This window comes from Rhizobium sp. F40D2, from assembly GCF_051810745.2.
Lineage (GTDB): Bacteria > Pseudomonadota > Alphaproteobacteria > Rhizobiales > Rhizobiaceae > Rhizobium.
Map to the genome: position 1 here is coordinate 1,555,901 of NZ_CM131436.1, position 9,100 is coordinate 1,565,000.

The 9,100-nt window shown below is 59.0% G+C and carries 4 protein-coding genes, 1 tRNA gene and 2 rRNA genes (1 of these 7 only partly in view); 4 read left to right on the forward strand and 3 right to left on the reverse strand.

The window, feature by feature from the left end:
- The first annotated feature begins 5 nt into the window (after window positions 1-5).
- From ACS4RS_RS07570 to ACS4RS_RS07585, 4 genes are all read left to right on the forward strand, one after another.
- Entirely contained in the window at window positions 6-1,355 is a 1,350-nt protein-coding gene (locus ACS4RS_RS07570) for an HlyD family type I secretion periplasmic adaptor subunit (protein ID WP_439011465.1), read from the forward strand.
- A 125-nt stretch (window positions 1,356-1,480) separates the two neighbouring features.
- A complete protein-coding gene (locus tag ACS4RS_RS07575; RefSeq protein WP_439011464.1) occupies window positions 1,481-1,972 on the forward strand; it encodes a hypothetical protein in 492 nt (163 codons plus the stop codon).
- Between the two features lie 259 nt (window positions 1,973-2,231).
- Window positions 2,232-3,884, forward strand: coding sequence for a GNAT family N-acetyltransferase (locus ACS4RS_RS07580; RefSeq protein ID WP_439011463.1), 1,653 nt, complete (start codon window positions 2,232-2,234; stop codon window positions 3,882-3,884).
- Between the two features lie 131 nt (window positions 3,885-4,015).
- On the forward strand, window positions 4,016-7,399 hold the full coding sequence (locus tag ACS4RS_RS07585; RefSeq protein WP_439011462.1) for an AAA domain-containing protein: 3,384 nt from the start codon (window positions 4,016-4,018) through the stop codon (window positions 7,397-7,399).
- A gap of 95 nt (window positions 7,400-7,494) precedes the next feature.
- Here the strand turns inward: ACS4RS_RS07585 and ACS4RS_RS07590 are convergent.
- The 3 genes from ACS4RS_RS07590 to ACS4RS_RS07600 form a co-directional block, all read right to left on the reverse strand.
- Window positions 7,495-7,571, reverse strand: a tRNA-Met gene (locus ACS4RS_RS07590).
- Window positions 7,572-7,699: 128 nt separating this feature from the next.
- A 5S ribosomal RNA gene (gene rrf / locus ACS4RS_RS07595) occupies window positions 7,700-7,814 on the reverse strand.
- Window positions 7,815-8,011: 197 nt separating this feature from the next.
- Window positions 8,012-9,100, reverse strand: a 23S ribosomal RNA gene (locus tag ACS4RS_RS07600) (it continues 1,853 nt past the right edge of the window).

Sequence of the window (9,100 nt, forward strand, 5' to 3'; positions counted from 1 at the left end):
AGGCTATGGCACGGAAACAACAGGAGACCGCCGGTCCGGCGCAGCTCGAATGGTATAGCGACGTGCCGCGCTCGATCCGGATGCACAGCATCGTCGGCCTGACGGTTCTCTTCACCTCGTTCGGAGGGTTCGGTTTTTGGGCCGCAACGGCGCCGCTTGCCTCGGCTGTCATCGCCCAGGGAAGTTTCGTTGCGACCGGCAACAACAAGATCGTCCAGCATCTGGAGGGCGGCATCATCAAGGAGATGCGCGTCAGCGAGGGTGATACGGTGAGGGAAGGCGATATTTTGCTGACCCTCGATCCAACAGCCTCTCGCTCTAACGAGCGGATGCTGCAGCTTCGGCGCCTGCGCCTGGAAGCCGTCGTCACAAGGCTCCGCGCCGAAGCACAGGGTCTGCGGGAATTCCAGCTTCCCACGATTGTGACGAAAGAGGCGGGCGATCCGGACATCAATGCGATCATCCAGAGCCAGAACATCGTCTTCCACAGCAAGCAGATCAAGCTCGAAGAGCAGCTCAATCTGATCGAGAAAAACATCCAATCGCTGGAATACCGTTTCACCGGTTATACCGGCCAGAAGGAATCCTTCGAAAGGCAGCTATCGCTGCTGACAGAGGAACGCGACTCCAAGGCCCGGCTGGTCAAGGTCGGCTATATGCGCAAGACGGATCTGCTGGCGATCGAGCGGGCGATCGCCGATGCCATGGGCGACATTGCGCGACTGAACGGCGAGATCAACGAGAGCGAGGCAGAGATCGCGAAATTCCGCCAGGAAGCCGTCATCGCCGTCAACTCCAACAAGCAGGCGGCGCTCGATGCGCTCGAGACCGCCGAATCCGATCTCGACAGCGTGCGCGAACAGATGCGCGAGGCTGCAGGCGTGCTCGAACGGACCACCATCCGTTCACCGGTGTCGGGAACCGTTATACGCTCCTATTTTCATACCGCCGGCGGCGTCATCACCACAGGCAAGCCGATCATGGAAATCCTGCCGGCGCATGTGCCGCTGATCCTGGAAGCGCAGGTGCTGCGAACCTCCATCGATCAGTTGCACGAGGGTGAAATGGCATCGATCCGGCTGACGGCGCTCAACCGGCGGACGACGCCGGTTCTGCAGGGCAAGGTCTTTTACGTCTCGGCCGATTCGATCGAGGAGAATGCGGGCCTCTCGGTCAAGGACGTCTATATCGTTCGCGTCGCAATACCCGATTCCGAGATTGCGCGGGTGCACAATTTCCATCCGGTTCCAGGCATGCCGGCCGAAGTACTGATCCAGACGTCAGAACGCACCTTTTTCGAATATATCAGCAAACCAATCACCGACAGCATGTCTCGGGCTTTCAAGGAACGCTGACCGCGGCGATCCGGCAAACGACGGCGGTCCGCGAGGATGAGGGATTTGTCTGTGTTCTGATATGGTGTCGGCAATCTATTATCCCTTGGGGATGGATTATCCCCTCCGGGGAAGAAAGGGCGAGCATGGCGGCGATGTCGGATGTCCTACTGCGGGTCGGGCGCCTGAACTATGTCTGGACGAATACCGAAAGTCTGCTGATCTACATCATCGCCCATCTGCTCCGGGTCGAAAAAGATGCGGCAATCGTTGTGTTCCTGACCCTCAACACCACACGTGCACGGATGGATCTCATCGAGCGGCTTTCCAAGCTCGCTTCGACCCCGCCTTCCGACCGGAAGGCGATCCTTTCAGCCATGGCGCGGCTGAAGAAGGAATCCAGAACCCGCAACAAATACAATCATTGCATTTATTCCTTCGACGAGAAGGGAGAGATTTCGAGCACACAATTGATGCGGCTGGTCGAGGACGACAAGGAGATCCGCTACGGCAAGATCGAGCAGATGGATGCGCGCGAGATCGACCATTTGGAGAAGTCGATCGCCGAGATCGTCGCCATCAGCCGGACGCTCTGGGCCTTTATCCATGCGAGCCCGCGGATCTCCGGCGAGCTCTGATCTAATCCTTACGTATGGTGAGTGGCCGAACTTTGGGCACCTTGCGCGACCTATATTGAAGCGTCGCGTTCGATCCAAGTCGCTTAAGTCTATGTGATTGAATTATTTAAGAGAAATCTATCCGGATTTTGGGTTATTTGCCGGCTCAGAACTAATCATAATTAAGCCCTGAAAATCATCCGGACGGTTTATTTGAAGATCGGTTTTTCCCCTTAGAATGAAAGCTCCCGAGTAACGTATGGGGTATTGGGGGGCGGCCATGCGCATAGACATCATCGACACCGTTGCCGGGTTGGAGGCGGTGCGCGACAACTGGGATCAGGTCTTCATGGAGGATCCCGACGCGCAGCATTTCCTCTCCTGGATCTGGCTGAAGAATTATCTGTCCCGCCGGCGCCGCTGGTTCATACTCGCCCTTCGCGAACGCGATCCGGACGCACCCTACGTTGCTTTTTTTCCCTTGCGCCTCATCACGCATCTGAACGAAAAGACCGGGCTCTTCTATGACGAGATCATCATGGCCGGGAATTTTGCGGCCGATTATACCGGCTTCATCGTCAGGCCGGATTACGAACATCATGCCATTGCCGGCTTTGCCTTGTTTATCAAACATCAGAACTGGACCGACCTGAAGCTCGATTATTTCAGCGGCCCTGCCGGGCGGCGCGAGAAGATGATCGAGGCGTTGCGGGGGCCGGAGGTGATGTTTCGCGACAGCTCGCCCAAAAACAATGAGAACATCGACAATACGATCTGCCCGATCGTTCCCCTGCCGGCAAGCTTCGACGATTATCTCGAACAGCGCATGAGCAGCCAGACGCGCCAGAAGCTCCGCCGGTTCCTGCGCAAGGTCGAAGGCGACGATATCTACCGCATTACGATGGCGACCCCCGAGACCATCCATCGCGACCTGGACATCCTCTTCGATCTCTGGCGGACCAAGTGGAGCGCCCGCAAAGGCGCGGAGCGGACCGAGCGGCTGATCATCACCACCCGCGAAATGCTGATGGACTGCTTCAACAACGGCAATCTCGAGGTGCCGGTCTTCTGGCATGGCGACCAGCCGCTCGGCGCGCTGGCAAATATCGTCGACCGGCAGAAGAAGGCGATCCTCTTCTATATCACCGGTCGCGACGAAAACTGGACGACGCCGTCTCCCGGTCTCATTCTGCATGGCTGCTGCATCCGGCGGGCGATCGAACAGGGCTTCAAGACCTATGACTTCCTGCGTGGAAACGAGCCCTATAAATATATGTTCGGAGTCGAGGAACGACGGATCAGCTGCACGCTCTTCCGCACCCGCAATGGCCAGAATCTGCATGGCGCGCTCAACCCGCGCAGTATTCGTTTCGTCTATGAACAGGCGCTCGACATGTACCGCAACGGCGCCCGCGGGAAAGCGGAAATTGCCTTCAATCAGGTCCTGCAATCGGCTCCAGGCCATACTGGCGCGGGCTTCGGGCTCGCCAATCTGTTGTTCGACCGGGGCAGGCTGACGGAGGCGCTGGCTGCCTATAAGGCTCTCGCCGAGCAAGCGCCCGATCCGACGCTGATCAACATGCGGCTTGGCGACACCCAGCTTGCCCTGCATCAATACGACCAGGCCGCCGAGACGTTCCGACGGGTCGGCGAGGTCGGGCCGCATCTGATCCAGGCGCATTACAAGCGTGCTATCGCTCTTGCTGCCGGCAAACGGCTGGCCGAGGCGGAGGCCGTTTTCGCCGCGATCCGGGACGTGCATTCGGACGATCCGGCAGCACTCGACTATGTTGCCAAGGCAAATGCCGCCCTCGAACGGATCCGGGCGAGCGCCGAACCCACGCCTCACAAGACCGATGTCGTGTCCGAGACCATCGCCCGCTGGAACCGGGGCCGGCAGCTCAGCGAGCGACGCCGGCCGCGTCTGCACTGACGAGTACCTGCCGGCGGCGACAATGCGTTGCGGCGGTTCCTGGCAGCGCAGTCGCCATGGTCTTTGATTTCGAGCGGCGATCGTTGTTAAAAGAGGCGCAAGCCTATTTTGCAACGCCTCAGTGGAACCTCATGCGGACCAATGCAGATGGCGCCGAAAGGGAACGGCTTCTGGCCATTCTCGATTTCTGGCACAAGATCGAGTTCTTTATTCCCTACGATCTCTCCAGCCGTATCGTCGCAGATGAAGGGCGAAGTGTCTTCTGGCTGCATGCAAGGACACTCGACGAAGACGGCGCCGCGCTCAGCCGTCCAGCAATCCCCGCGGAGAAGCAGATCACGGGTTTTACCCTGTTCCTCGGCGTTTTCGGCAAATCCGAAATTACCGCCGTCCGCAGGCACTTCGATAGCGCTGCGGCCGATATCGACGAATATGAGGATGCCGAACGCGGCGATCTCGATGGTGATACCTGCTTTGCCAGCCTGCAGCTGACACCCCTGGGGGAGCCGATTTTCGAAACATTTTCCGTGTCCACGCTTCCATGGGCTCTGGGACGGGTACGCAAATCCGGCCTCTCCTCGCTCAGCCACGAGGCATTTGCCGAGAGCAAGCGGCAGCTGACGGAATTGCTTCAGAATTTTCGGGCGCAGCGACAGCTCAGATCTTCATCCTTCGACGACGACGGCGCCGATCAGCCGCTCGATGCCGGCGAAATTCGGGCGTTGCATGAATTGCTCTGCGATTGGGCGAGCTTCGCCGCGCATCAGGAGAAGCCCATTGCCGCCGTTGAAATACGCTACAAAGACAGGGCGGAAAGGCCCGAAATCCTCTCGCTGCCACCGCAGCAGGAGAGCCATGCGCCCGATGGCGACGATGAGGAGGATGAGAGTACAAGCGTCGAGGAAGAAATCGGTATCCTGAACAGCTTTTTCATCGAGGATATCGAGCGGGCGATAATGTGCGTCAAACAGGGCGATATTCCCGAGCCGCTCAGGCGATATCTCACCCCGCTTGCCCCCGAGAAGCGGGTCGACCTCTATTCGGAGGATGGGCGCAAGGCGATCGTTCGGGCCTTGCATCCAGGCAATCTCAACCGCGGACGCTGGCTCAGCGAACCTCATCACGCGATGAGCCTCATGCAGCAGTTCGCGATCAATTCGGCCATCGGCGAGCTTTCGGAAACCGGACTTTTCTCGGTCAACGGACCACCGGGAACGGGAAAGACGACCCTGCTTCGCGACATGTTCGCGGATAATATCGTTAAGCGCGCCCGGGTGCTCTCCACCTTGAAGACGGCGCGCGATGCCTTCGACGGATCGCCGCGCCGCGCCATCTTCACAGACCGCAGCACCGCTTCGATCTCGGCGTTAATCCCGACCCTTGCCGGTTTCGAAATGGTCGTCGCCTCCTCCAACAATGCCGCGGTGGAGAATATTTCGCGCGACCTTCCCAAGCGAAGCTCGATCGCCAGGACGTCTTCGCTCCAATATCTGCAGACGGTCGCGCACAAGATCGCTTGCCAAAAGGACAATGGCGCCGCCGTCAAGCTCTCCGACGGTGACCGCCCATGGGGGCTGATTGCCTGTGCGCTCGGCAACTCCAGGAACCGGCGAGCTTTCAAGGAACGTTTCGCCTTCATGGAGATCCCCGAACGGCCGAACCCCGGCTGGTCCGGCGCGGCCAAGCCGCAGACGATCTGGCAGTGGCGAGAGAGCTACGAGGGGCCGAGCTTCGCCGAAGCAGCGTCGGCCTTTCGTGCCGCCGACGACCGGGTTCGCGAGAAGATCGGTCAATATGCACGTTATGCCGATCTCCATGACGACATCGTGCGGGTCTCGCAGGATGCATTCTGCCGCGACGCGCTTGAACGGGTCGCGGCTGCTGCCGCCGACCTTCGGCGCGCGCAGGAGCACTGCGATGGGGTGGCGGCCGAAATGCTTCGGATCAGGGAAGAGTTGTTGCATCTGAAGGAGGAGGAACAGTTGCTCGACCGCAGCGCGCCTGCCTGGTGGGAGCGGGTGATGCCGAGCAGCCCCGCCCGCCAGCACCGGCAGGATGTCGGCGCCAATGCGCGTCTTCAGCTGGAATTGCGCAAGGCACGGACGGAATGCGAGCAGCATCTTGCGAAGATCCATGGGCCTCAGCGGGAACAGGCTTTGCGAGAATATGAGCGGGCAGAACAGGCACTGCGGTCACGGCAGAAAATCCGGGAGAGGAAAAGAGAGGAATTCGACCGTCTGGGGGAAGTTTTCAGCCATCCCGCCATACCCGAACGGCTTGCCGATCTCGAGACCGACCGGTTCCAGGTCGACGGTCTCTGGCATGAGGACGAGTTGGCGGGTCTGCGGTCGGCATTGCTGGAAGCGGCTTTGACGCTGCACGAAGCATGGCTGGCAGAGGTTGGAAGGAAGGGCGGAGGTTTTGGCGGAAACATCGTCGCCATCAGCAAACTGCTGTCCAACAACAGTCCCGTCGATGACGAGCACATTGCATTGATCTGGCAGAGCCTTTTCATGATCGTTCCCATCGTCTCGACGACATTCGCGTCCTTCGCCCGGCAATTCCGCGGGCTTGACGCCGGTTCGATCGGCTGGATCTTCATCGACGAGGCCGGTCAGGCGGTGCCGCAAGCGGCGGTCGGGGCCTTGTTGCGGGGGCGCCGCGTCATGGCCATCGGCGATCCGCAGCAAATCGAACCGGTCTTCATCCTTCCCAGCGCGCTGATCACCGCCGCGTCTGCTCTCTCAACCCACACGGCGGCAGGACGATATTCGCCGAACCGGGCGTCGGTGCAGATGCTCGCCGATGCCGCCAACCGCTATGGAACGACGGTTCCCGGCGAGGAAGCGGACGGGCTTTGGATCGGCTCCCCTCTCCGGGTGCATCGGCGCTGCATCGATCCGATGTTCGGTCTTGCCAACCGGATCGCCTATCAGAACAAGATGGTATTCGGGCTGGAAAAGCACCGGCCGGCCGGCGACGCACCGCCATTTTATGGCGACAGCGCCTGGATCGACGTCAGGGGCAGGGTATCGGGCAAACAAGCGGTTACAGAACAGACGGACTTCATCGTCGACGTCCTCACTGCCACCTATCGCCGCGACGGCGCATTGCCGGACCTCTACATCATCTCGCCCTTCAAGGAGATCAAAAACAATCTGAGGCAGGCTCTGGCCCATGCGCCATGGATCGATCCGCTCGGAAATATGCGATCTCCCCCATTGCGGTTGTCGCGGTGGCTGCGCGAGCGGATAGGCACGGTCCATACCTTCCAGGGCAAGGAGGAAGACATCGTTTTCATGGTGCTCGGCGCCGATGCCTGGCATAGCGGAGCTGCTGCCTGGGCCGCATCGAAGCCGAACCTCCTGAACGTGGCGCTGACACGCGCCAAGCGCCGCTTCTATATCGTCGGCGACCGCAGTCTCTGGCAGACGTTGCCGTACTTCAGGGAGACAGCGAATGCCTTGGAGACGATGAAGGCAGCAGAATTCCTGGCCCGGAATGGGCTGGACTAAGAACCCCGCTGCCGCGCGCTGGGTACCTTCGCGACATCCGCAGAACGCAAAAACCCGCCATGAGGCGGGTTTTTGCGTGTTGTGTTTGGAAGATTTGGTTGCGGGGGCAGGATTTGAACCTGCGGCCTTCAGGTTATGAGCCTGACGAGCTACCGGGCTGCTCCACCCCGCGCCAGCGCAAGTCGATTGGACTTGCTGAAGTATTGTAACACGAAAGGCCGCTTTGCGAGCGGCCTTTTGACGGCCTTGGCCGTTAGTATTGTGCGAGAAGATTGTTTTTTATGAAGTTGCGTTTTGCAGACCTGGCAGCGACCTACTCTCCCGCGTCTTAAGACGAAGTACCATGGGCGCAGGGGCGTTTCACGGCCGTGTTCGGAAAGGGAACGGGTGCAGCCACCCCGCCATAACCACCAGGTCGGCAAAGCGCAACTTTATGTTTGAGAAGCTGGTTCACGGGCGACTAGTGATTAGTGACTAGTCGTTAGTGATTAGTTTTGAACACGTCTTTGGCTGATGAGTGGATGGCGATATGAGCAGCGATTCCCGCTACTCACTACCATCTATTCACTACTGACTTCAGCAGCCTTTGGCTGATGAGCACAGTCAATGAGAACGATCAAGCCGATCGAGCTATTAGTACCGGTAAGCTTCATGCGTTGCCGCACTTCCACACCCGGCCTATCAACGTGGTCGTCTTCCACGGCTCTGATAGGGAATACTCGTTTTCAGGTGGGTTTCCCGCTTAGATGCCTTCAGCGGTTATCCCGTCCATATATAGCTACCCTGCTATGCCCTTGGCAGGACAACAGGTCCACCAGAGATATGTCCATCCCGGTCCTCTCGTACTAGGGACAGATCCTGTCAATATTCCTACACCCACGGCAGATAGGGACCGAACTGTCTCACGACGTTCTGAACCCAGCTCACGTACCGCTTTAATTGGCGAACAGCCAAACCCTTGGGACCTGCTCCAGCCCCAGGATGCGATGAGCCGACATCGAGGTGCCAAACAACCCCGTCGATATGGACTCTTGGGGGTCATCAGCCTGTTATCCCCGGCGTACCTTTTATCCGTTGAGCGATGGCCCTTCCACGCGGGACCACCGGATCACTATGACCGACTTTCGTCTCTGCTCGACTTGTCAGTCTCGCAGTCAGGCGGGCTTATGCCATTGCACTCGACGACCGATTTCCGACCGGTCTGAGCCCACCATCGCGCGCCTCCGTTACTCTTTCGGAGGCGACCGCCCCAGTCAAACTACCCACCATACACTGTCCCGGACCCGGATGACGGGCCGCGGTTAGACATCCATGACGATAAGGGTGGTATTTCAAGGATGGCTCCACGGAAACTGGCGTCCCCGCTTCAAAGCCTACCACCTATCCTACACATGCCGACACGAATGCCAGTGTAAAGCTATAGTAAAGGTGCACGGGGTCTTTCCGTCTGACCGCAGGAACCCCGCATCTTCACGGGGAATTCAATTTCACTGAGTCTATGTTGGAGACAGCGGGGAAGTCGTTACGCCATTCGTGCAGGTCGGAACTTACCCGACAAGGAATTTCGCTACCTTAGGACCGTTATAGTTACGGCCGCCGTTTACTGGGGCTTCGATTCAAAGCTTGCACCTCTCCTCTTAACCTTCCAGCACCGGGCAGGCGTCAGACCCTATACGTCGTCTTGCGACTTCGCAGAGCCCT